The following is a 22,410-nucleotide window of genomic DNA, read 5'->3' on the forward strand; positions in this document are numbered from 1 at the left end:
GGGCCGCCCTGCCCGGAGCCGGAACCCGAACCGGAACCGGCGTGAGCACCCCGCCCCCGCCCGGCGCGGGCGCGGGCGCGCGCCGATTCTGTCGGTGCCGGTGTCTAGGGTCGGCGCATGGAACAGATGTCGGCGGATCAGGCGCGGCGGGTCGCGTTGCGGGCGCAGGGGCTGCTGGGCGCGCCGGATCGGCGGGGCGGGGTGTCGGGGGTGCTGCGGTCGCTGGGCGCGGTCCAGCTCGACACGATCTCGGTGCTGGCGAGGTCGCACGAGCTGATCCCGTACGCGCGGCTGGGGTCGGTCGGGCGGGCGGCGGTGGAACGCGCCTACTGGGACGGGCGGGCGTTCGAGTACTGGTCGCACGCGGCGTGTGTGATCCCGATCGAGCGCTGGCCGCTGTTCGCGTTCCGGCGCCGTGCCTATCTGGCGCGCGGCCACCGCTGGCACAAGCTGGACGGTCTGGACGCCGCGGCGAAGAAGGTGCTGGCGAGGCTGCGCGACGAGGGCCCGCTGACGTCTGGCGATATCGGTGGCGCCAGGAACGGCGGGGCGGATGCGAGCAAGGGCCCGACCTCGTCGGGGAGCGCCCCCGGAGAGTGGTGGGACTGGTCGGAGTCGAAGATCGCGATCGAGTGGCTGTTGGACATCGGGGAGGTGGCCTGTGTCGAGCGCCGGGGCTGGAAGCGCGTCTACGACCTGGCGTCCCGGGCCGTCCCGGCGGAGCTGCGGGAGGCCGAGCCGGACGACGCGACGTGCCTGGCCGAGTTGGTGGGGGAGGCGGGCCGGGCGCTGGGCGTCGCCACGGTCAGGGATCTCGCCGACTACCACCGGTTGCGCGTCGCCGAGGTGAAGGCGGCGCTGGGTCCCGCCGGTCTGGTGCCGGTGAAGGTCGAGGGCTGGGCGGATCCGGCGTGGGCGGATCCGGCGGCGCTGGCGTCCGAGCCGCGCGGCAGGCACCGCACCACGCTGCTGTCGCCGTTCGACTCGCTGGTGTGGGACAGGGCGCGCACCGAGCGGATCTTCGGGTTCTTCCACCGGCTGGAGGCGTACACCCCGAAGGAGCGCAGGGTGCACGGCTATTTCGCGATGCCGCTGCTGTCCGGCGGAAGGCTCGTCGGCAGGGTCGATCCGGCGCGCGAGGGCCGCACGCTGGTCGTCCGGAAGATCTCGCTGGACGGCCCGCGCCATGTCGAGGCGGCGGCGGTGGCGCTGCGCGAGGCGGCGTCCTGGGTGGGGTGCGACGAGGTCAGGGTGGAGCTGGCGGCGCCCGAGATCCGCACGCCGCTCTTGAACTCCTTGTCAAACAACAACGAACCAACCTGGGGCAATATGCACCGTTCGTGAGTAACAACGCACCTATCGGACTCGTTACCCTACGGTCCGGTAAGTACGCGACGCACCGCGTGGACACCGCTCCCCGCACCTTCGGAAGGACCTGTCGATGACCTCGTGGCTCCGGGACTGGCTGGACAAGCCCCACCCCGATCGCGGCGTGTACCTCGCGAACGAGGACGGCGGCTGGGACTACCGCGCCTACCCGGAGATCGCCGCGTCCGCCAAGCGGGTGTCCGCCGCCCTGGCCGCCGAGGGTGTGGGCCCCGGTGACGTCGTCTGCGCCATCATCCCGACGGACTACCAGCTCATCTCCACCTATTTCGGCGTCTGGGCGTCCGGCGCCGTCATGTGCCTGATCACTCCGCCGCTGTTCCAGCAGGGCGAGGAGTACGTCACGCACGTCGCGGCGATCCTGCGGCAGGCCAAGCCGAAGCTGACGATCGCGTCCGCCGATCTCGCCCCGCTCACCCAGGCGTGCCTGGACCGGGCCGGGATCGCGGGTGAGCCGTGGCTGCCGCGCGAGGCCGAGCACGAGGCCCCGCTGGCGCCCGCCTCGGATCTGGCGCTGCTCCAGTTCACCTCGGGCTCCAGCGGCGAGCCGCGCGGTGTGCGGGTCACCTGGGAGAACCTGGAGGCCAACACCGATCTCATCGCGCGTTTCGCCGAGTTCCAGGACGGCGACGAGGTCAACTCCTGGCTGCCGCTCTACCACGACATGGGCCTGATCGGCGCGTTCCTCACCCCGGTCACCCGGCAGGGCACGCTGCACCTGATGCGCCCCGACCAGTGGATCCGCGACCCCAAGCGCTGGCTTGAGCGGTTCACCCGCGCCCAGTTCGCGGGCTGCCCGCCGTTCGCGTTCACCTACATGGCGCGGCGGCTGAAGAAGGAGCAGATCGAGGATCTCGACCTGTCCGGCTGGAAGAGCGTCATCGTGGGCGCCGAGCCGGTGGACCCGGCGGGCCTGGCCGCTTTCGCCGAGCTGCTCAAGGACACCGGCTTCCGGCCGACTGTTTTCCGTCCGGCCTACGGCATGGCCGAGACGACGCTGTGCGTGACGATGTTCGACGGTTCCGCCTCCCCGCTCGCGGTGAAGCCCGACCCGGAGTCGCTGAACTTCGGCGAGCAGGTGCGGATCGAGGCGCAGCACCTGGTCGGCCCGGACTCGCTGGGCGACAAGGCGGGCTGGATGGTCGGCTGCGGCGCGCCGGACAAGGAGCTGCCGGTCCGGATCTGCGACGAGCACGGCAGGCCGCTCCCGGACGGGCACCTGGGCGAGATCGTCGCGGGCGGCGCGTCGGCGTGCGACGGCTACTACGCGGGCGCGGAGGGCAAGTCCACCCGTTTTGTCGACGGCGAGGTCTGGACGGGCGACGCGGGCTTCCTGCACGAGGGCCAGTTGTTCGTGCTGGGCCGGATGGGCGACAGCCTCAAGGTGCGCGGCCGCTCGGTCTACGTGGAGGACCTGGAGGCCAAGCTCTCGGAGGTCACCGGCCTGCACAAGGGCCGGATCACCGTGGTGGCCGTGCCGGGTGTCGGCAGCCGTGGCGTCGCCCTGTTCGTCGAGGCCGACGAGGGCGCCTGGACGTCGGAGGCGCGCCGGTTCCTGTCCCGCCGCCTGGACGACGCGGACCTCACGATCGTCACCGGCCCGCGTGGCCTGATCGAGCGGACGTCGTCGGGTAAGCCGCGCCGCCGCTACATGTACGAGCGGCTGCGGGCGGGCACGCTCGACGGCGTCCGGGTCCTCGACCCGGCCTGACCGAACGCACCGAGGGCGTCGCGCGACAGCGCGGCGCCCTCTGCCGTTTTCCGGGGATCGGGGGAAGGATGTCGGGTAGGGCACTTGACCGGGCGCCCCAGTAAGTCAAGACTTACGACGTACACCGTACGTCACGCAAGGGGGAAGTGAACCATGGCCACGCTCGCGCCCGCACCCGAGGGCACCGGCCTCAAGCCCGTGCCAGGCGACCCCGGACTCCCGTACCTCGGCTTCATCCTCCAGCAGACCCGTGACCCCATCGGGTTCGCGCGCGCCCGCAGGGCCAAGCACGGCGACGTCTCCTGGAACAACTTCCTGGGCAAGAAGGTCGTCAACCTGATGGGCCCGGACGCCGTCCGCGAGGTCCTCACCAACAAGGACAAGGCGTTCGCCAACGGCCCGGCCTGGGGTTTTTTCATCGGCCCGTTCTTCGAGCGCGGCATCATGCTGCTCGACTTCGAGGAGCACCTCCACCACCGGCGCATCATGCAGCAGGCGTTCACCAAGAGCCGCCTCGTGATGTACCTGGACATGATGTCCGACGAGACGGCCAAGGGCGTCGCCGGATGGCGTCCCGGCCGCTTCGAGGTGCTGCCGGAGATGAAGAAACTGACCCTTGACCTCGCCCTTGAGGTGTTCGTCGGCGTCTCCCTCGACCCGCGTGAGCGCGACGAGGTGAACACCGCCTTTGTCGACGCGGTGCGCGCGGGCCTGTCCATCGTCCGGTTCCCCGTCCCCGGACTGCGCTGGAGCCGTGGCCTGAAGGCGCGCAAGCGGCTCGAACGGTTCTTCCACGACAACATCGCGGCCAAGCGCGCGCACGGCGGCGACGACCTGTTCGCCGCGCTCTGCCAGGCCGAGACCGACGACGGCCACCGCTTCACCGACGAGGACGTCGTCAACCACATGATCTTCGCCCTGATGGCGGCGCACGACACCACCACCATCACGATGACGTCGATGGCCTACTACCTGGCCAAGAACCCGGAGTGGCAGGAGCGCTGCCGCGAGCAGTCACGCGCGCTAGGCAAGGACCGCGTGGAGTTCGCCGACCTCGACGCGCTCACCGACCTGGACATGGTGATGAAGGAGGCCCTTCGGCTGTGCTCGCCGGTGCCTGGCCTGCCCCGGGTCGCGGTGAAGGACACCCAGGTCCTCGGCTTCCACATCCCCGAGGGCACCATGGTGAACCTCGCGACGTTCACCAACCACTACCGGGAGGACTTCTGGCCGGACCCGGAGAGGTTCGACCCCGAGCGGTTCTCTCCCGAACGCCGTGAGGACAGGGTGCACCAGTACGCCTGGTTCCCGTTCGGCGGCGGCGTCCACAAGTGCATCGGCCTGCACTTCGCCGGGATGCAGGTGAAGGCGATCCTGCACCAGGTGCTCCTGAACTACTCCTGGAGCGTCCCGGACGGCTACACCTGGCCGCTCGACATGACCACACTCCCCGTCCCCAAGGACGGCCTGCCCGTCACCCTGGAGCGGATCTCATGATCGTCGCCATCACCGGAGCCGCCCGTGGGATCGGCCTCGCCACCGCGCGGGCGTTCCTCGACAGGGGCGCCCAGGTCGTCATCGGCGACGTCGACGCGGAGGCCGTCGCCCGAGCCGCCGCCGAGACGGGCGCGCGGGGCGTCCACCTCGACGTCACCGACCCCGCCTCGTTCGCCGCGTTCCTCACCGAGGCGGGCGAGTACGACGTGCTGGTGAACAACGCGGGCATCATGCCGATCGGCCCCGTGCTGGGCGAGTCCGACGCGGACGCGCGCCGCTGCGTGGACGTCAACCTGCACGGCGTCATGACCGGCACCAGGCTCGCGCTCGCCAGATTCCTGCCGCGCGGGCGCGGCCACGTCGTCAACGTCGCGTCCGTCGCGGGCGTCCTCCCGACGCCGGGCCTGGCCCTCTACAACGGGACGAAGGCCGGTGTTGTGGCGTTCACCGAGGCCGTTCGGCTGGAGGTGGCGGGGCGCGGCGTGCACGTCGGCGCGGTGCTGCCGACGTTCACCAACACCGAGCTGGTCGCGGGGACGCGCAGCCCGAGGGGGCAGCGCAACATCGAGCCGGGGGAGGTCGCCGCCGCCGTGGTGGGCATGGTGGCGCGGCCGACGCCGAAGGTCGTGGTGCCGAAGCGGCTCGGCAGGCAGATCGCGTTCGGCGCGCTGCTGCCGCGCCGGGTCCAGCGGGCGCTGAACGCGCGGCTCGGCCTCGACAGCATCTTCCTGGACTTCGACGCCGACGCCCGCAAGTCCTACGACGCCCGGATCAGGGGATAGCGCGGGCCGGGGGACCCGCCGGACGGCGGGTCCCCGCCCGCCGTCCGGATGCGGTCGGCGGCGATTGTTACCACAGCTTTATGCGCGCCCGAACACAGCGGCGATCTTCGCGTGACGTGCGGTGGTTTCACCCGGAAGACGCCGCTTCTGGCGGCTCTACCGTCCCCCAGGGTCCGCGCATGCTGACCAACAGTTCCGAACCGGGAAGATCGTCCCAGGGGGTAACACGTGTTTCATCTGGATACGGAGTCTGATTGGGTAGGGATTCGCCCTAAACTCGCAACGTGAGTGAAGATCGGCCGGTTTTCGTTGACGGCACCGGGCGCCGTCGGCGACTGCTGCGCCTCGGGGGCATCGTGCTCGCCGTACTCGTGTGCGGCTACGTCGCTGTCCTCGCGGTGAGCGTCGCCGTGGGCTCCGACGTGCCGATGAAGACGTGGGTGCTGCCCGAAGAGCCCTCCAGGACCCCGCACAGCGACAAGGGCCCGAGCACGGAGCCGGAGCCCAGCCAGCAGGCGCGCCGTGTGCCGCAGCAGGGCGGGCTCGACGCGCCGCCCTCCTCCGTCCGGCCGCCCGCCACCAGCCCCGACGACGACGAGACCGAGACCGCGCCGGACCCCGAGCCGACCGCGCAGACGCCGAAGCCGGGCAGCACGCCGAAGCCGACCACTCCCAAGCCGTCCGTGCCCGAGCCGGAACCCGAGCCAGAACCGGAGCCCGAGCCCGAGCCGGAACCCGACCCCGTCGACCCGGTCCCGCCGGTCGATCCCGTGCTACCGGTGGGCGCCCCGAGATGAAGCACCGCGAACCCCGAGCCCACTGGTTCCTCATCGGGCTCGGCTCCTTCCTGCTCGTCCTGCTCCTGGTGTTCGACGGCTTCGTCCAGGGCGTCGTCGGCGAGGCCAAGAGCACAACACCGGCGGGCAGCGGCCCGATCGGCCCGGCCGAGGTCACCGAGGGCGGCCCCGTCGTCAACACCGGCCAGGGCGAGACGCGCTCCGCCCGGATGCCGGAGAAGACGATCGCGCTGACCTTCGACGACGGCCCCGACCCGCTCTGGACGCCGCGGATCCTCGACGTGCTCGCCGAGTACGACGCCAAGGCCAGCTTCTTCATGATCGGCGGCAACGTCGCCGCGCATCCCACCCTCGTCCAGCGGGTCCTGGACGAGGGCCACGAGATCGGCAACCACTCCTACTCGCACGTTGACCTCGCGACGGCGCCCGACTGGCGGATCCGGCTCGAACTCAGCCTCACCCAGCGGGCCCTGGCCGGCTCGGTCGGGGTGAAGACGTGGCTGATGCGGATGCCGTACTCCGGCACCCCCGACGGCGCGACCGAGGGGCAGTGGCGGGCCGCGCAGGTCGCCGGCGAGGAAGGCTACATCGTGGTCTTCACCGACCGTGACACCCGCGACTGGGAGCGTCCCGGCGTCGACTTCATGGTCGAGGAGGCGCTGAAGGACACCGACGACGGCGCGGGCGCCATCATCATGCTGCACGACTCGGGCGGCGACCGCTCCCAGACGGTGCAGGCGCTCCGCGAGTTCATCCCGCAGCTCCAGGCCAAGGGTTACCGGTTCACCACGCTCGCCGAGGCGCTGGAACTGCCGCGCGCCGAGGTGCCCGCCTCGTTCCGCAGCCAGGTGTCCGGCAAGCTCGTCGTCACCACCCAGCGCGCCGCCGCCTTCGCCGTGGACGTGCTCGGCATCCTCTTCCTCATCGGTGGCGCCCTCGGCCTCATCCGTGTGGTGTTCCTCATGGTCGTGGCCGTCCGGCACGCCCGCGTCACCCGCCGCGCGCGCAAGGCGCCCGGCATGGACGACGATCCACCCTCGTTGACGGTGATCGTGCCCGCCTTCAACGAGGAGGTCGGGATCGCCGCCACGATCTCCTCGCTACGCGACACCGACTTCACCGGCGACCTGCGGATCATCGTCGTGGACGACGGCTCGACCGACCGGACCGCCGAGATCGTCCGTGGCCTGGCCGACTCGGCGCTGACGCTCGTCACCAAACCGAACGGCGGCAAGGCGTCCGCGCTGAACGAGGGCATCCGGTACGCCGTCAGCGAGATCGTCGTCATGGTGGACGGCGACACGGTCTTCCAGCGCGACACCCTGCGCAAGATCGTCCGCCCGTTCCGTGACCCGAAGGTCGGCGCGGTCAGCGGCAACGCCAAGGTCGCCAACCGCAAGGGCGTGCTCGGCCGCTGGCAGCACATCGAGTACGTCATCGGGTTCAACCTCGACCGGCGCATGTTCGACGTGTTCGACTGCATGGCGACGGTTCCGGGCGCCATCGGAGCGTTCCGACGGATCGCGCTCCAGCGGGTCGGCGGCGTCAGCGAGGACACCCTCGCCGAGGACACCGACCTCACCATCGCCATCAACCGGGCCGGGTACCGGGTCGCCTACGAGGAGTCGGCGATCGCCTGGACCGAGGCGCCCGCGTCGCTCAAACAGCTGTGGCGGCAACGGTACCGGTGGTGCTACGGCACCATGCAGGCGATGTGGAAGCACAAGCCGTGGTTCTACGAGAAGAACGGCAGGCGGTGCCTGACCTACCTGACCGTCTTCCAGGTGCTCTTCCCGCTGCTGGCGCCCGCCGTCGACGTCTTCGCGCTGTACGCGCTGATCTTCAGCGACCGCAAGGAGTTCGCGCTCTTCTGGCTGGTGTTCGTCGGCGTCCAGATGATCGGCGGGGCGCTCGCGCTCGTGCTGGACAAGGAGCGGCTGACGCCGCTGTGGACGGTGCCGCTCCAGCAGTTCGTCTACCGGCAGCTGATGTACCTGATCGTCATCCAGTCGCTCGTCACCGCGGTGCTGGGCTCCCGGATGCGCTGGCAGACGATCCGCCGCGAGGGCACCTTCAACGCGCCGAACGCCGTCACCCCGATGGTCGTGACGGACACCGGCCCGATCGCGCTGCCGACCGCCTTCCGCCAGCCGCGCGGCGCCGAGCAGGAGTCCGTCCGCGTCGCGGGCGCGCCGACCGGCCCGCAGCCCCTCCCGAGGCACCCCGTGCCGGAGGAGGAGTTCCGGCCCCTGCCCGAGCTGTCCCCGGCCGAGACGACGATGCTCATGCCCGTCGTCGACCTCACCGCCGACCCGCCGCCCGCCTTCACCCTCAGGGACGACTACGCCGACGACGTCGCCTTCCCGCGCCGCTACGCCCCCGAACCGGTGGACGAGCCCAGGCCCGCCGACCCGGACGAGGCATACGAGGCAGACGAGGCGTACCCGGCCTATGGGCCCGAGGCCGGGTTCGAGAGCCCCTACGGGGCGGGTGCCGAGGTCGAGGACGAGCCTTCCGTGGCGGCCGACGCGGACGCCCCGTTCGACGCGTCCGTCACCAAGCCGTGGTGGGCCGACGACCCGGCCGACGAGCCCGAGGACAAGCCGTGGTGGGAGCGTGACGACGCCGACCGCGAGCCCACCTTCGAGGAGCGCCTGGACAGCCTCCGCGTCGCCGACCCCGACGACGCCACCTTCCTGTCCGGCGCCTACCGCGACGACCCGGTCCCCGACGTCGAGACGACCCTCACCCTCGCCATCCTCACCGAGGACGACCTCGCCACCCCCGACCCCGTCGCGGACCGGCCCCTGGAGACGCTCACCGACCTCGACGCCTTCGCGGACACCGAAGATCCCAGCCCCGTCGCCGAGATCACCGAAGCCGATGAGGCCGAGGCGAAGCCCGAAGCTGACCTCGCCGACCTTGCCGAACCCGTCGAAGAACCCGAAGCCGACGTGGACGAGCCCGAGGCCGTCACCGAGGTCGAAGAGGTCGAGCCCAAGCCTGACGAGGGCTTCGCTGACCTTGATGAGGTCGAAGCCGACACCGTCGAGCCGCTCGTGGGCCTGGACGATGCGGATGAGCCCGTCGAAGAGGCCGCGCCGAAGCCCGTCGAGCCGCTTGTGGACCTTGAGGACGTCGCCGAGGTCGAGGAAGAGGTCGAGGAAGCGGCCGAGGCGAGGTCCGGTGAGGACTTCGTGGGCGTGGACGAGATCGAGGCGAAGCCGGTGGAGACGGTGGTGGACGCCGACGAGTGGGTGCCGTTCCGGGGGACGGGGGAGGTGCCCGTGGTGCCCCGTCAGGGCTCGGTGGTGATGGCGGCGGCCAGGCCCGCGCGCCCGCCCGAGCCCGTGGACGACGGCGAACCCGACGACGACCTCGACCCCGACGCGGCCACCGCCCGCTGAGGAGCACCGGGCGCCCCGGGAGGGCCCGGGGTCAGTGGCGTTCCTGGAGGCCCGAGATCAGGGCGAACACGGCGCCCTGGGGGTCGCGGAGCACGGTGAGGCGGCCCGCGGGGCTGTCCACGAAGGGGCTGGTCTGCTCGCCGCCGAGTTCGACGGCGAGTTTGGCCGACGCGTCCACGTCGTCCACCGCGAAGTAGACGAGCCAGTGCGGCGGCACGTCGGGCGGCAGTTCGGGCGGGATCGGCATCATCCCGCCAATCGTCCTGTCGTCGATCTTCCACTCGGTGTAGAAGGCGTCGCCGCCCGCGTCCCAGCCGAAGACCTTCGGGTAGAACTCCTGCGCGGCGGCGGGGTCGCGGGTGTTGAGCTCGTTCCAGGACCAGGCGCCGGGCTCGTTGACGAGTTCGGCGCCCTTGTGCTCCAGGGGCTGCCAGGCCATGAAGTAGGCGCCTTCGCGGTCGAGGTATCCGGCGAGTCTGCCCGCCTGGAGCACCTGCATGGGCTCAACGAGGACCTGCCCGCCCGCCTCCCGGACGCGGGCGGTGGTCGCGTCGATGTCGTCGGTGGCGATGTAGGTGGTCCACGCGGGCGGGTGTGACGGGTCCATGAGCGGCCCGATCCCGGCGACCCTCTTCCCGTTCAGGTGGAACTGCCCGTATCCGCCGGATTCGGGACCGGCGTCGAACCCGGCCCGCCAGCCGAGGAGGCCGTCGTAGAACCGGGCGGCGGCGTCGGTGTCGGGCACCGAGACGTCCACCCAGCAGGGCGTGCCGGGGACGAATCCATCACGTAGCGACATACAGGGTTCGTCGCACCGGGAGCGGTCGCCGAAACCGCCGCCGACCAACCCTTTACCGCCCCGGAACCCGACGGCGGCGAGCGCCGGGGGCTCCGGGACCGTCAGGGTCCGAGGCGCCTGCGGCCCCGGTCGCGCAGCCTGCGCTTCTGGGACGGGTCGAGCATGAGGTAGGCGGCGACGGGCACGGCGATCACCCCGAGGATGATCAGCGCGGTGAACCAGCCGGGCAGGATCCAGAAGAGGATGATCGCCGCGGCGCCGCCGATGAGGACGGCCTTGGTACGGGGTGACATGGGCTCCGCCTTTCCGAAGGAGGTGCTTCCACGATATGTCGCTGACCGGGGTACGTCCTCCTTCAGGAGAGGTAGCCGAGGACCTCCTCGTGGAGGAGGCCGTTGGAGCAGACCACGCTGCCGCCGTCGGCGGTGGCCTCCCCGGAGAGCGAGGTGAACACCCCGCCCGCCTCCTCGACGATCACCTTGAGGGGCGCGATGTCCCACAGGCTGACCTCGGGTTCGGCGGAGAACTCCACGGCCCCTTCGGCGACCATCATGTGCGACCAGAAGTCGCCGAACGCGCGGGTCCGCCAGACCTGGCGGGACAGGTCGAGGAAGCCGTCCAGGGAGCCGCGCTCCTCCCAGCCGCTGAGGCTGGAGTAGGAGAAGGACGCGTCGGCCAGCGCGGACACCTGGGAGACCTGGAGCCGCTGCGCCTTGGCGAGGCTCCGGCCGGTCCACGCGCCGCCGCCCTTGGCGGCCCACCAGCGCTTGCCGAGGGCGGGCGCGGACACCAGCCCGACGACGACCTCGCCGTCCTCGACGAGCGCGATGAGGGTCGCCCAGGCGGGCACTCCGCGTACGAAGTTCTTGGTCGCGTCGATCGGGTCGATCACCCAGACGCGCTGGCTGTAGCCGCTCTTGCCGAACTCCTCGCCGATGACGGCGTCGCGGGGGCGGGCCCGCTTGAGGGTGCCGCGGATCTGTTCCTCCACGGCGCGGTCGGCGTCGCTCACCGGGGTGAGGTCGGGTTTGGTCTCCACGCGCAGGTCGAGCGCCCGGAACCGGCGCGTTGTCAGGTCGTCGGCCGCGTCCGCCAGGACGTGGGCGAGGCGGAGGTCATCTGAGTATCCATCGGCCACGCCTGGCAAATCTACTGTATCGCCGGGCTTGGACGGCTGTGCGGGCCGCTGACTCTCGGTCAAGTGGTCAGACATAGCAGTACTTGTAACGCAACCGCTGTCTACTTGTGAGTAACGGGGTGCGTGTCGGGTGTCGGTGGGACGATGGGCGGCATGCCGCACGTTTTTCCCGACTGGGTCGCCGAGCTGACCGATCCGCGCCGCGCGGGCAACCTCGAGGAGCTCGCCGACCGGCTGGTGCCGCTCGCCGAGCGCGCCGTGGACGTCTCACGGCGGCTCCAGGAGCAGTTGACGGAGGTGAACGCGCCGTTCGAGCCGGGTAGGCCGCGCGCCCTCGTGGACGGCCTCCAGCGCCGGGCGGAGGAGGCGTTCGCCGAGGTCAACGGTGAGATCGAGAGCACCACGCGGGCCCGGATGGAGCGGCTGCTCACGCGGGTCGGCGCGCGGGACGCGGCGGCGCTGCGGGCGGCGCTCGCGCCGGAGCTGTCGGCGCAGCGGCGGCTGGTGGCCGAGCGGCTCGGGACGCGCACGGGCGAGGCGGTGCAGGAGGCGGCCAAGCTGCTGCTGGACCGGACGGGGTTGTTGGCCAGGTCGGTCGCCGGGCTCGTCACGGGCACGCTGCCCGCGGCGCAGGAGGGGCTGGCGCTGGCCGGGCGGATCTCGGCGCTGGCCGGGAAGGTGCGCGCGGAGGGCAGGGGCCCGGTGCCCGCCGAGCTGCGCGCGCACGCCGCCGCGCTGGCCTCGGACGCGGACGCGACGCTGGCCCGGCTGGAGTTGGAGTGGTCGGTGGTCGGGGCGCACGCGGCGGCCGTCAGGTCGGCGATGCGGGCGGCGGAGGAGGCGGCGGTGAGCGCCGTGACGTCGGCGCTGGCGGAGGCCGTCGCGGAGTTGGCGCCCGCGCACATCCGGGTGCTGGCCGATCTCGAACACCGTGCGCTGGCACGGTGCGACGCTGTGGATTCGGCGGCGAAGTCGGCAACGACGGGCGATTTGCCGGAATCGATCCTCTAAGAGACCATAGTCCAGATTCTCTGGCTAAGGTCTGGTGCTCCACCCCGTGCATGATCACGTCACCCACTTCACGTACGGGCCGGTCACGCCCGTCCTCGGCTACCTCTTCTCCGTCCTCGGCTCCATGCTCGGCCTCCAGTGCACCGCCCGTGCGCGCGCGGTCGAGACGGTGCGGCGGCGCTGCGTCTGGCTCACCGGAGCGGCGGTCGCCATCGGCGGCACCGGCGTGTGGGTGATGCACTTCGTCGGCATGCTGGGCTTCAGCATCCCCGGCACCAGCGTCGGCTACGACGTGCCGCTCACCCTGTTCAGCGCGGTGTTCGCGGTCGTCGTCGTCGGCGCGGGGCTGTTCCTCGTCGGGTTCGACATGCCGCTGCTGCCCGGCGGGATCCTGGCCGGGGGCGGCGTCGCGGCGATGCACTACACCGGCATGGCCGCGATGAACACCGGCGCGACCATCGAGTACGCGCTCGACCTCGTCGTCGTCTCCGTCGTCATCGCGATCGCCGCCGCGACCGCCGCGCTGTGGTGCGCGCTGCGGCTGGACGGCTGGCTGCCGATCCTCGGCGCGTCCCTCATCATGGGCGTCGCGGTGAGCGGCATGCACTACACCGGGATGTTCGCGCTGCGCGTCTCCGACGTGCACGCCACGCCCGTCGAGGGCGCCAGCGCCACCCACGTGATCCTGCCGCTGATCGCCGTCGTCGGCCTGGTGACGGCGGTGCTCGTCGTCCTCGTCGGCGGCTCCGCCAGCAAGCGGGAGCGCGACCGGGAGAAGGAGTTCCTGGACCGGCTCGACCGCCAGATGCGGCTGCTGGACTAGGACTCCTCGTCGCCCCGGTTGGTGAGCAGACGGCGCAGCGACTCCAACCGCGCGGGGGAGGTGTGCCCCTCCGCCACCCAGGCGTCCAGCGCGCACGTCTCCTCCAGATGGGAGCAGTGCGACGGGCAGCGGGTCGCGCCCTCGACGAGGTCGGGGAACCCGAGGATGAGGTCCTCAGGCGGGATGTGCGCGAGGCCGAAGCTCCGCACGCCCGGTGTGTCGATGATCCAGCCGCCCTCGGGCAGCTCCAGCGCCAGCGCCGACGACGACGTGTGCCTGCCCCGCCCGGTGACGGCGTTGACCCGTCCGACGGCCCGCCCGGCGTCCGGCACCAGCGCGTTGACCAGGGTGGACTTTCCGACGCCCGAGTGGCCGACGAGCACGCTCATCCGGTCGGTGAGCAGCTCGCGCAGCTCCTTGAGGTCGCCGCCCCTGCGGGTGCTGAACGCGGGAACCTCCAGCGGCCCGTAGATCCCGAGGAGCTTCTCAGGGGAGGCGAGGTCGGCTTTGGTGAGGCACAGCAGCGCGTCCATCCCGGCGTCCCGGGCCGCGACGAGGCAGCGGTCGATCATGCCGGTGCGCGGCTCCGGGTCGGCCAGCGCGGTGACGATCACGAGCTGGTCGGCGTTGGCGACGACGATCCGCTCGACGTCCTCGGTGTCGTCGGCGGTGCGGCGCAGCACCGAGGTGCGCGGCTCCACCCGGACGACCCTGGCCAGCGCGTCCGGCTGCCCGGAGACGTCACCGACCAAAGCCACCTGATCGCCTACGACGACGCCCTTACGGCCCAGCTCGCGCGCGCGCATCGCGGTGACAAGGATCTCCTTGCGCTTCGACTGGCGGACGAGGACCCGGTAGCGGCCCCTGTCCACGGCGACGACGAGGCCGGAGACCGCGTCCTCGTGCGCGGGCCGCTGCCGCGTGCGGGGACGGGACCCGCGTCCGGGCCGTACCCGGACGTCGTCCTCGTCGAGGTGCTTCCAGTCGCGCGCTATGACCGCTCCAACATGCCGGTCCACAGCTCGCGGAAGGTCGGCAGGGTCTTGCCCACCGTGCCGGGGTTCTCGATCTTGATCCCGGGGACGGCGAGGCCGAGCGTGGCGGCGGCCATCACCATCCGGTGGTCGTCGTAGGTGTGGAACAGGCCGCCGCGCAGCGGGCGCGGCCGGATGACGAGCCCGTCGGGCAGCTCCTCGGCGTCCCCGCCCAGCCGGGTGATCTCGGTGACGAGCGCGGCGAGCCGGTCGGTCTCGTGGCCCCGGATGTGCGCGATGCCGGTGAACCGGGACGGGGAGTCGGCCAGGGCGGCGAGCATCGCCAGCACCTGGGCGAGTTCCGGCGCGTCGGAGAGGTCCACGTTGATGCCGTGGATCGCGCCGGTGCCCCGGACGGTGAGGCCCTCTGCCGTCAGGGAGACCTCGCCGCCCATCAGGGGGAGGAGTTCGCGCAGTTTGTCGCCCGGCTGGGTCGTCTTTGTGGGCCAGCCCGGCACCGTCACCTGGCCGCCGGTGACGAGCGCGGCGGCGAGGAACTGCGCGGCGTTGGAGAGGTCCGGTTCGATCCGCCACACGCCGCCGCGCAGCGCGCCGGGCCCGACCCGCCACACGTCCGGCTCCGTCTCGACCGACGCGCCCGCCTCGCGCAGCATCCGCACCGTCATCTCCAGATGCGGCGCGGACGGCACCGGCGGCCCCTCGTGCCTGACCTCGATGCCCTTGCCGTAGCCGGGCGCGTTCAACAGCAGCCCCGACACCAGTTGCGACGAGCTGGACGCGTCCAGCACCACGGTGCCGCCCGCGACGGCTCCCGTGCCGCGCAGCGTGAACGGAAGCAGGCCGCGCCCCCCGTCCTCGACCGTGACGCCGAGATCACGCAGCGCCCCCAGCAGCGGCCCCATCGGACGGGTGCGGGCGTGCGGGTCGCCGTCGAAGGAGACGGGCCCGTCGGCGAGCGCGGCGAGCGGCGGCACGAACCGCATGACGTTGCCCGACAGCCCGCAGTCGATCGACGCGGGCGCGGCGGGCCCGCCGGGGCCGATCCGCCAGGTGGTGCCCTCCTCCGCCACCGGGTAGCCGAGCGCGCGCAGCGCCCCGGCCATGAGCAGCGTGTCGCGCGAGCGCAGCGCCCCTTCCAGGACGGCCTCCGCGCCCGCGTGCGCGGCGAGGATCAGGGCCCGGTTGGTCATCGACTTGGAACCGGGCAGTTCCACCACCGCCGAGACCGGGCCCGAGGCCGTCGGCGCGGCCCAGGGGGAGGTGCTGAGGGTCATGCGCCAAGCCTATCGGGGTGAACCACCGGGGTGGATCAGCGGCGGGAAAGGACCAATGTAGGGTCGAAGACAACGTTAGTCCCCCGGTTCCCGGGAACGGTCCGGTAAATGCTTGTCCTGACCTCTTACGTGGAAATGTCTGTGGGAAGGTGCCCTCATGGATGAGCTTCTCCTCGCGCGCCTTCAATTCGGCGTGACGACGGTGTACCACTTCCTCTTCGTGCCGGTCACGATCGGGTTGTCGCTGTTGGTCGCGGTGTTGCAGACGGCCTGGGTACGCACCGGCCGCGAACACTACAAAAAAGCGACGAAATTCTGGGGAAAGCTCTTTCTCATCAACTTCGCGCTCGGCCTCGTCACCGGCATCGTGCAGGAGTTCCAGTTCGGCATGAACTGGAGCGACTACTCGCGATTCGTCGGCGATATCTTCGGGGCGCCGCTCGCCATCGAGGCGTTGCTGGCGTTCTTCCTTGAGTCCACGTTCCTCGGCATCTGGATCTTCGGCTGGGGACGGCTGCCCAAACTCGTCCACCTCGCCTGCATCTGGATCGTCGCCATCGGAACGGTCCTGTCGGCCTACTTCATCCTGGCCGCGAACTCCTGGATGCAGAACCCCGTCGGCTACACCTTCAACGAGCAGGCACAGCGCGCCGAACTGGAGAGCTTCGGCGCCGTCCTCACCAACAAGGTGCTGATCTGGGCGTTCCCGCACACGTTCTTCGGCTGCCTCGTGACGGGCGGGCTGCTCATGGCCGCCGTCGCGTCCTGGCACCTCAAGCGCGACCGCAACCACGACACCATGCGCGCGTCGCTGCGGCTCGGCCTCGTCGCCACCCTCATCGGCTCGGTCGGCTTCTTCCTCAGCGGCGACCAGCTCGGCAAGGTGATGACCGAGACCCAGCCGATGAAGATGGCGGCCGCCGAGGCGCTCTACGAGACGAGCCAACCCGCCTCGTTCTCCCTGTTCACCATCGGCACCCTCGACGGCACAGCCCCCACCTTCGCCATCGAGATCCCCGATTTGCTGTCGTTCCTCGCCACCGGCTCGCTGGACGGCGAGGTCAAGGGCATCAACGACCTCCAGGCCCAGTACGAGGCGCAGTTCGGGCCCGGCGACTACCGCCCCTACATCCCGATCACCTACTGGGGCTTCCGCATCATGGTGACTGCGGGCATGCTCATCGGCCTCGTCTCTGTCGTCGGCCTGTGGCTCACCCGGCGCGGCCGCCTACCGAAGAAGAAGTGGGTGTGGACCCTCGCCATCTGGTCGGTGGTGCTGCCCTTCATCGGCAACTCCTTCGGCTGGATCTTCACCGAGATGGGCCGCCAGCCCTGGCTGGTGTTCGGCCTGCTCAAGACCGAGGACGGCGTCTCCCCGACGGTCCCCGCCGGAACGGTCCTCACGTCGCTGCTCGTCTTCACAGCCCTCTACGGCATCCTCGCCGTCGTCGAACTCGGCCTCATGATCAGGTTCGCCCGCAAGGACCCGCCAGAGGAACCGAAGACCCCCGACGGCTCCAAGCTCGAATTCGCGTACTAGGACGGGATCATGCACCTCTACGACGTGTGGTTCATCGCCATCGCGGTGCTGTGGACCGGCTACTTCTTCCTTGAGGGCTTCGACTTCGGCGTCGGCGTCCTCACCCGGTTCCTCGCGCGTGACGACCGGGAACGCCGTGTGATGATCAACACCATCGGGCCCGTCTGGGACGGGAACGAGGTGTGGCTGATCACCGCGGGCGGCGCGACCTTCGCCGCGTTCCCCGAGTGGTACGCCACCCTCTTCTCCGGGTTCTACATCCCGCTGCTGCTCATCCTCATCGCGCTCATCCTGCGCGCCGTCGCCTTCGACTACCGGGGCAAGGGCGACACGCGGCGCTGGAAGGACAACTGGGACCGCTGCATCTTCTACGGCTCGCTCATCCCGGCCATCCTGTGGGGCGTCGCCTTCGGCAACATCGTGCGCGGCGTCAAGCTCAACGCCGACCACGACTACGTCGGCACGCTCTTCGACCTGCTCAACCCGTACGCCCTGCTCGGCGGCCTCGTCACGCTGACCGTGTTCACCTACCACGGGTCCGTGTACATCGCCCTCAAGACGGACGGCGAGATCAGGGCGCGCGCCAACCGGTTCTCGCTCGTGCTCGGCGCGGCCGCCCTCGTCGTCGCCGCCGGGTTCCTGGTGTGGACGCTGCTGCTGCGCGGCGACACCTGGTCGCTCGGCACCGCCGTGCTGGCGGCCGTGCTGCTCGCCGCGTCCGTCGCGGTGTCGGCGAAGGTCCGCGAGGGCTGGGCGTTCGCCCTGTCGGGGCTGGCCATCGTCGCGTTCGTCGCGACGCTGTTCCTCTCGCTGTTCCCCTACGTCATGCCCTCGACGATCGCGGACGCCAACAGCCTGACCGTCGAGAACGCCTCGTCCACCGCGAAGACGCTCGGCATCATGACCTGGGTCGCCGTCATCTTCCTGCCCATCGTGCTGCTCTACCAGAGCTGGACGTACTGGGTCTTCCGCAAGCGGATCAGCGTCCACCACATCCCCGACGCCGAGGCCGCGCCTTCGCCCGCCGCGCCATGAGGCCCTTCGACCCCCGGCTCGCCCGGTACGCCCGCGCGACCGTCCCCTACCTGCTCGCCTGCGTGCTCCTGGGGACGGCCGCGGCCGCCCTCGTCATCGCCCAGTCGTGGCTGCTCGCGCACGCGATCGCCGCGCTGACCGTGCCGTGGGCGCTGCTCGCCGTCTTCGCGGCCCGCGCCGCCCTGGCCTGGCTCCAGGAGGTCGCGGCGCACCGCGCGTCGGCGGGGGTCAAGGCCCAACTCCGCGCCACCGTCCTCCACGCCGTCACCGGACACGCCGAACGCTCCAGCCCGGGGGTGGCCGCTCCCGACGAAGTCGGGGTCGCGAAGCGGCCAGCCCCCGGGCCAATGCAACACAGCCCCGTCGAACACACCCCGTCGGGTGGGCTCGCCGCGTTGGTGACGCGCGGGGTGGACGCGCTCGACCCGTACTTCGCCCGCTACCTGCCGCAGCTCGTGCTGTCGCTGATCGTGCCGGTCGTGGTGCTCGTCGCGCTGTTCTCGCTCGACCCGGCCTCGGCCGTCATCGTCGCGGTGACGCTGCCGCTCATCCCGATGTTCGGCGTCCTCATCGGCACGTACACGGCCGCGCGGACCCGCCGCCAGTGGCGGACCCTCAGCCTGCTCGCCGGGCACTTCTCCGACGTCGTCAGCGGCCTGGCGACGCTCAAGGTGTTCGGCCGGGCCCGCGCTCAGCTCGACCAGGTCGAACGGGTCTCCGAGGACCACCGCAAGGCCACGATGTCGTCCCTGCGGATCGCGTTCCTCTCCGCCCTGGCCCTGGAACTCGCCGCGACGCTCTCCGTGGCCGTCGTCGCCGTCTCGGTCGGGCTGCGCCTCGTCCACGGCGGCCTCCCCTTCGAGACCGCCCTGTTCGTCCTCATCCTGGCCCCCGAGGCGTACCTCCCGCTCCGCCAGGTCGGCACCCAGTTCCACGCCGCCCAGGAGGGCCTCGCCGCCGCCGAGGAGATCTTCGCCACCCTCCCGCCCGCCACAGCCAGGGACGCGCAGGCCGCGCCCGGCCTTGTGCGGCGGAAGGGCACACCGGAGGTCGTGTTCGACGGTCTGGTGGCGCGGCCGGGGCTGCTGCCGCTGGACCTGACCCTGGAGGCCGGGACGAGCACGGCGCTCATGGGCCCGTCCGGGTCCGGCAAGTCCAGCGTCGCCGCCGTCCTGCTCGGCCTCGTCGAGCCCGCCTCGGGGCGCGTCCTCGTGGACGGGACGCCACTCGGCGAGGGCACCGACTGGGAGTCCTGGCGCCGCGCGGTCGCCTGGATGCCGCAGCGGCCCTACCTGTTCCCCGGCACCGTCGCGGAGAACATCGCCCTTGCCGTCCCCGGCGCACCCGAGGACGCCGTCCGAGAAGCGGCCGCCGCCACCGGCACCAACCCCGACCTAGTCCTGGGCGAACACGGCCACGGCCTCTCCGCAGGCCAGCGCCAACGCGTCGCCCTGGCCCGCGTCCACCTACGCTGCGCCCTCCTCCCGGTGACCGTCCTCCTCCTGGACGAACCCACCGCCCACCTGGACGCCACCACCGAACTCGACCTGGCCCACGGCATCACCCGCCTAGCCGCCACCCGCACCACCCTCGTCATCACCCACCGCCCCTCCCTCGCCCACCAGACCACCCACACCACCCACTGGCCCACCCCGAACACCCCAAAGGAGGCCCTCCTATGAACACAGTGAAGGGAAGGCTGTTGTTGGGGGCCGGGTTGGGCGCGTTGGCGTTGATCTGTGGGGTCGGGCTGATGGCGACGTCCGGGTGGTTGATCTCGCGGGCGAGTCAGCAGCCGCCCGTGCTGTATCTGATGGTGGCGATCACCGCGGTGCGGACGTTCGGGCTGGGGCGCGGTGTGTTCCGGTACGCGGAGCGGCTGGCGTCGCACGACGCGGCGTTGCGGCTGCTGACGCAGACTCGGGTCGCCGTCTTCGCCCGGCTCGCCGAACTCGCGCCGGGACGGCTCGGCGCGTCCCGCACGCTCGGGCTTGTCGTCTCCGGTGTGGACGGGGTCGCCGACCGGTGGTTGCGCGGACGGCTCCCGATGATCTCGGCCGGGGCCGCCGCCCTCGCCGCCGTCGTGTTGCAGACCTGGCTGCTGCCGTCCGCCGGGCTCGTGCTGCTGGCCGGGCTGCTGCTCGGGGGAGTGGCCGCCCCGCTCGTCGCCGGGGCCGCCGCGCGCCGGGCCGCCGAGCGGGAGGCGCGCGGCCGTGACCGCATGGTCGAGGTCACCACCCGCACCCTGCACGGCCTGCCTGAACTCGTCGCCTACGGCGCCGTCCCGAGCCGCCTGGACGAACTCGCCCGGGCCGACGCGGAGCTGAACCGGGCAAGCGCCCGTTCCGCCTGGTCCCTGGGCGCCGCCGACGCCCTCACCGTGCTCTCCTGCGGCGCCGCCGTCTTCGCCTCCCTCGCTTTGGCCGTCCCGGCCGCCCGCGCCGGAACCCTGGACCCCCTGCTCGTCGCCGTCCTCACCCTCACCCCGCTCGCCGCCTTCGAGGCCGTCGCCGCCCTCTCCGCCGCCGCCCAACAACTCCTCCGCTCCCGCGCCGACGACGCCCTCCTCCGCCGCGTCCTGGCCGCCACCCCACCCGTCCAAGACCCCGCCCAGCCCGCCACCCCGCCCACGACCGAGCGGTTCATTCCGGCGGTGTCGGTGCGGGGGCTGCGGGTGCGGTGGCCCGGCGCGGCGCGGGACGCGCTCGACGGGTTCGATCTTGAGCTGCCGCCCGGCCGCAAGGTCGCGGTGTTCGGGGCGAGCGGCGCCGGGAAATCGACGCTCGCGGCGGCGCTGCTCCGGTTCGTCGAGTACGAGGGGTCGATCACCGTCGGCGGCGTTGAGCTCGCGGAGCTGCGCGGCGACGACGCGCGCCGGATCGTCGGGCTGTGCGCGCAGGACGCGCACGTCTTCGACACCACGGTCGCCGAGAACGTCAGGCTCGCGAAGCCCGGCGCGTCCGACGCGGAGGTCGCCGCCGTGCTGCGCCGCGCGGGCCTCACGCTGCCCCTGGACCGCAGGGTAGGCGAGCACGGCGCGGCCGTCTCGGGCGGCGAGCGGCAGCGGATCGCGCTCGCCCGCGCGCTGCTCGCCGACTTCCCCGTGCTCATCCTGGACGAACCGGACGCCCACCTGGACGAGGACACCGCCGACCGTGTCCTCACCGACCTGCTGCGCGCGGCGGGCGACCGCACGGTCCTGCTCATCACCCACCGGCCCGGCGTGCCCGGCGCCGATTCCGTGCTGCGGCACGTGGACGAGGTCGTCACCGTGCTCGCCCCGGATTCTGTCGGCGCCGCCGCGTAGGGTGGCCCGCATGTGCGGGCGATACGCGACGGCGCGGGCGCGCCAGGAGCTCCTCGACGAGTTCCGGATCGAGCTTGACGAGACGGTGGCGGCGGACGGGGCCGATCTCCTCCAGCCGGATTACAACGCCGCCCCCACCAAGGACGTGCCCGCCGTCCTGGTCCGTCCACCGCACGGCGCCGACACCCCGGAGGAGGCCGTGCGCACCCTTCGTATGGTCCGCTGGGGCCTCGTCCCGTCCTGGGCCAAGGATCTCTCCATCGGCAACCGCATGATCAACGCCCGCGCCGAGACCCTCGCGGAGAAACCGGCCTTCCGCCGCGCCTTCGCCCGCCGCCGCTGCCTGCTCCCGGCCGACGGCTACTACGAGTGGTACAAGGGCGAGGACGGCAAGAAGCAGCCTTTCTTCATCCACCCGAAGAACGGCGAGCTACTCCCGATGGCTGGTTTGTACGAACTGTGGAAGTCCCCGGAAGACGCCTGGGTGTGGACGTGCACCGTCATCACCGCCCAGGCCGCCGACGAACTCGGCCACATCCACGACCGCATGCCGATGACCGTCACCGACCCCGACACCTGGCTGGACCCGTCCCTCACCGACACCTCCGCCGCCGCCTCCCTCCTGGTCCCCGCCGCCGCCAGGGGCCTGGAGGCGTACCCCGTCACCAAGGCCGTGGGCAACGTCCGCAACAACGGCCCCCACCTGGTCGCCCCCCTCCCGGCCGACCCGCCCGCCCCCTCCGACACCCCCGACGAGGAGGGCACCCTGTTCTGAACCGTCGGACTCTCACGACCTCTCCGCCGGGCGCAGTGAGGCGCGTGGGCCGCCTGCCGCTGGAGGCCCAGTCGGGGATAGAGAGCGGGGCGCCCACGGGGAAGCGGGCGCCCCTCGGTTCCGTCTCCGTCGG

At 71.6% G+C, this 22,410-nt stretch carries 18 protein-coding genes; 13 read left to right on the forward strand and 5 right to left on the reverse strand.

The window, feature by feature from the left end:
• Window positions 1-117 precede the first annotated feature (117 nt).
• The 6 genes from LO762_RS02735 (at window position 118) to LO762_RS02760 (ending at window position 9,580) form a co-directional block, all read left to right on the forward strand.
• Window positions 118-1,344: a winged helix-turn-helix domain-containing protein gene (locus LO762_RS02735; protein WP_230612066.1), complete on the forward strand. Its 1,227-nt coding sequence runs from the start codon at window positions 118-120 to the stop codon at window positions 1,342-1,344.
• Window positions 1,345-1,441: 97 nt separating this feature from the next.
• Entirely contained in the window at window positions 1,442-3,097 is a 1,656-nt protein-coding gene (locus tag LO762_RS02740) for an AMP-binding protein (RefSeq protein WP_230612067.1), read from the forward strand.
• A 153-nt stretch (window positions 3,098-3,250) separates the two neighbouring features.
• Entirely contained in the window at window positions 3,251-4,594 is a 1,344-nt protein-coding gene (locus LO762_RS02745) for a cytochrome P450 (RefSeq protein WP_230612068.1), read from the forward strand.
• Window positions 4,591-5,376, forward strand: a complete 786-nt coding sequence (locus LO762_RS02750) for an SDR family oxidoreductase (protein ID WP_230612069.1) — start codon at window positions 4,591-4,593, stop codon at window positions 5,374-5,376. Before LO762_RS02745 ends, LO762_RS02750 begins: the two co-directional genes overlap by 4 nt.
• A 284-nt stretch (window positions 5,377-5,660) precedes the next feature.
• Window positions 5,661-6,173, forward strand: coding sequence for a hypothetical protein (locus tag LO762_RS02755; protein WP_230612070.1), 513 nt, complete (start codon window positions 5,661-5,663; stop codon window positions 6,171-6,173).
• Window positions 6,170-9,580, forward strand: a complete 3,411-nt coding sequence (locus tag LO762_RS02760) for a polysaccharide deacetylase family protein (RefSeq protein ID WP_230612071.1) — start codon at window positions 6,170-6,172, stop codon at window positions 9,578-9,580. The genes LO762_RS02755 and LO762_RS02760 overlap by 4 nt, the downstream gene beginning before the upstream one ends.
• A 31-nt stretch (window positions 9,581-9,611) precedes the next feature.
• On the opposite strand, the gene LO762_RS02765 is transcribed toward LO762_RS02760, so the two are convergent.
• The 3 genes from LO762_RS02765 to hisN form a co-directional block, all read right to left on the reverse strand.
• Window positions 9,612-10,379, reverse strand: a complete 768-nt coding sequence (locus tag LO762_RS02765; RefSeq protein ID WP_230612072.1) for a VOC family protein — start codon at window positions 10,377-10,379, stop codon at window positions 9,612-9,614.
• Window positions 10,380-10,480: 101 nt separating this feature from the next.
• Entirely contained in the window at window positions 10,481-10,672 is a 192-nt protein-coding gene (locus LO762_RS02770) for a hypothetical protein (protein ID WP_230612073.1), read from the reverse strand.
• Between the two features lie 62 nt (window positions 10,673-10,734).
• Window positions 10,735-11,517 carry a histidinol-phosphatase gene (hisN, locus tag LO762_RS02775; protein WP_230612074.1) on the reverse strand — a complete coding sequence of 261 codons (783 nt, stop codon included), beginning with the start codon at window positions 11,515-11,517 and terminating at the stop codon, window positions 10,735-10,737.
• A 153-nt stretch (window positions 11,518-11,670) separates the two neighbouring features.
• Between hisN and LO762_RS02780 the strand changes: the two genes are divergently transcribed.
• Window positions 11,671-12,528, forward strand: coding sequence for a hypothetical protein (locus LO762_RS02780; protein WP_230612075.1), 858 nt, complete (start codon window positions 11,671-11,673; stop codon window positions 12,526-12,528).
• Window positions 12,529-12,574: 46 nt separating this feature from the next.
• On the forward strand, window positions 12,575-13,351 hold the full coding sequence (locus tag LO762_RS02785; RefSeq protein WP_230612076.1) for an MHYT domain-containing protein: 777 nt from the start codon (window positions 12,575-12,577) through the stop codon (window positions 13,349-13,351).
• On the opposite strand, the gene rsgA is transcribed toward LO762_RS02785, so the two are convergent.
• Complete coding sequence (rsgA, locus tag LO762_RS02790) at window positions 13,348-14,370, reverse strand: ribosome small subunit-dependent GTPase A (RefSeq protein ID WP_230612077.1); 1,023 nt, start codon at window positions 14,368-14,370, stop codon at window positions 13,348-13,350. The genes LO762_RS02785 and rsgA overlap by 4 nt on opposite strands.
• A complete protein-coding gene (gene aroA, locus LO762_RS02795) occupies window positions 14,343-15,620 on the reverse strand; it encodes a 3-phosphoshikimate 1-carboxyvinyltransferase (RefSeq protein ID WP_230612078.1) in 1,278 nt (425 codons plus the stop codon). Before aroA ends, rsgA begins: the two co-directional genes overlap by 28 nt.
• Before the next feature lie 157 nt (window positions 15,621-15,777).
• Between aroA and LO762_RS02800 the strand changes: the two genes are divergently transcribed.
• From LO762_RS02800 to LO762_RS02820, 5 genes are read left to right on the forward strand one after another with little or no spacing between them, the layout of a single operon-like run.
• Window positions 15,778-17,160 (forward strand): cytochrome ubiquinol oxidase subunit I, encoded by a 1,383-nt coding sequence (locus LO762_RS02800; protein ID WP_230612079.1) that lies wholly within the window; start codon window positions 15,778-15,780, stop codon window positions 17,158-17,160.
• 9 nt (window positions 17,161-17,169) lie between these two features.
• Complete coding sequence (gene cydB / locus LO762_RS02805) at window positions 17,170-18,195, forward strand: cytochrome d ubiquinol oxidase subunit II (protein WP_230612080.1); 1,026 nt, start codon at window positions 17,170-17,172, stop codon at window positions 18,193-18,195.
• Window positions 18,192-19,877 (forward strand): thiol reductant ABC exporter subunit CydD, encoded by a 1,686-nt coding sequence (gene cydD, locus LO762_RS02810; protein WP_230612081.1) that lies wholly within the window; start codon window positions 18,192-18,194, stop codon window positions 19,875-19,877. The genes cydB and cydD overlap by 4 nt, the downstream gene beginning before the upstream one ends.
• The gene (gene cydC / locus LO762_RS02815) at window positions 19,874-21,502 is read left to right on the forward strand and encodes a thiol reductant ABC exporter subunit CydC (RefSeq protein WP_230612082.1); all 1,629 of its coding nucleotides are present in this window, start codon (window positions 19,874-19,876) and stop codon (window positions 21,500-21,502) included. The genes cydD and cydC overlap by 4 nt, the downstream gene beginning before the upstream one ends.
• A gap of 10 nt (window positions 21,503-21,512) precedes the next feature.
• A complete protein-coding gene (locus tag LO762_RS02820) occupies window positions 21,513-22,277 on the forward strand; it encodes an SOS response-associated peptidase (protein ID WP_230612083.1) in 765 nt (254 codons plus the stop codon).
• The last annotated feature ends 133 nt before the right edge of the window (window positions 22,278-22,410 follow it).

Source organism: Actinocorallia sp. API 0066, from assembly GCF_020991275.1.
Lineage (GTDB): Bacteria > Actinomycetota > Actinomycetes > Streptosporangiales > Streptosporangiaceae > Actinocorallia.

Bases quoted from the DNA above. Each gene is read 5' to 3' on its own strand.
- LO762_RS02735 (WP_230612066.1), top strand. From the start codon at position 118: ATGGAACAGATGTCGGCGGATCAGGCGCGGCGGGTCGCGTTGCGGGCG.
- LO762_RS02740 (WP_230612067.1), top strand. From the start codon at position 1,442: ATGACCTCGTGGCTCCGGGACTGGCTGGACAAGCCCCACCCCGATCGC.
- LO762_RS02745 (WP_230612068.1), top strand. From the start codon at position 3,251: ATGGCCACGCTCGCGCCCGCACCCGAGGGCACCGGCCTCAAGCCCGTG.
- LO762_RS02750 (WP_230612069.1), top strand. From the start codon at position 4,591: ATGATCGTCGCCATCACCGGAGCCGCCCGTGGGATCGGCCTCGCCACC.
- LO762_RS02760 (WP_230612071.1), top strand. From the start codon at position 6,170: ATGAAGCACCGCGAACCCCGAGCCCACTGGTTCCTCATCGGGCTCGGC.
- LO762_RS02765 (WP_230612072.1), bottom strand. From the start codon at position 10,379: ATGTCGCTACGTGATGGATTCGTCCCCGGCACGCCCTGCTGGGTGGAC.
- LO762_RS02770 (WP_230612073.1), bottom strand. From the start codon at position 10,672: ATGTCACCCCGTACCAAGGCCGTCCTCATCGGCGGCGCCGCGGCGATC.
- LO762_RS02780 (WP_230612075.1), top strand. From the start codon at position 11,671: ATGCCGCACGTTTTTCCCGACTGGGTCGCCGAGCTGACCGATCCGCGC.
- aroA (WP_230612078.1), bottom strand. From the start codon at position 15,620: ATGACCCTCAGCACCTCCCCCTGGGCCGCGCCGACGGCCTCGGGCCCG.
- LO762_RS02800 (WP_230612079.1), top strand. From the start codon at position 15,778: ATGGATGAGCTTCTCCTCGCGCGCCTTCAATTCGGCGTGACGACGGTG.
- cydB (WP_230612080.1), top strand. From the start codon at position 17,170: ATGCACCTCTACGACGTGTGGTTCATCGCCATCGCGGTGCTGTGGACC.
- cydD (WP_230612081.1), top strand. From the start codon at position 18,192: ATGAGGCCCTTCGACCCCCGGCTCGCCCGGTACGCCCGCGCGACCGTC.
- cydC (WP_230612082.1), top strand. From the start codon at position 19,874: ATGAACACAGTGAAGGGAAGGCTGTTGTTGGGGGCCGGGTTGGGCGCG.
- LO762_RS02820 (WP_230612083.1), top strand. From the start codon at position 21,513: ATGTGCGGGCGATACGCGACGGCGCGGGCGCGCCAGGAGCTCCTCGAC.